The organism is Streptomyces flavochromogenes (genome assembly GCF_000717595.1).
In the GTDB taxonomy this organism is placed as follows: domain Bacteria; phylum Actinomycetota; class Actinomycetes; order Streptomycetales; family Streptomycetaceae; genus Streptomyces; species Streptomyces flavochromogenes.
Window position 1 is genome coordinate 1 of record NZ_JNZO01000169.1, and the last position, 201, is coordinate 201.

Genomic DNA, 201 nt, shown 5'->3' on the forward strand with positions numbered 1-201 from the left:
CGCCGTCGAGCGCGATCGGTTGGTGAGCGGTGTGAACGCGACGGGTGCTGTGGTGCCCGTGGGCGTGGTGCCGGTGTGGTTCGCGGGGTGTGCGGCGCGGGCGCCGGAGGCGCCGGCGGTGGTGTGTGGTGAGGTGCGTCTGTCGTACGGGGAGTTGTGGTCGCGTGCGGTGGGTGTGGCCAATGAGCTGACGCGTGTGGG

General features: G+C 72.1%; 1 protein-coding gene. It reads left to right on the forward strand.

Annotation, left to right across the window (positions count from 1 at the left end; translation table 11 throughout):
- Positions 1-201, forward strand: a 201-nt coding sequence (locus IF00_RS46645; RefSeq protein ID WP_209439858.1) for a hypothetical protein, incomplete at both ends; no start/stop codon positions are given.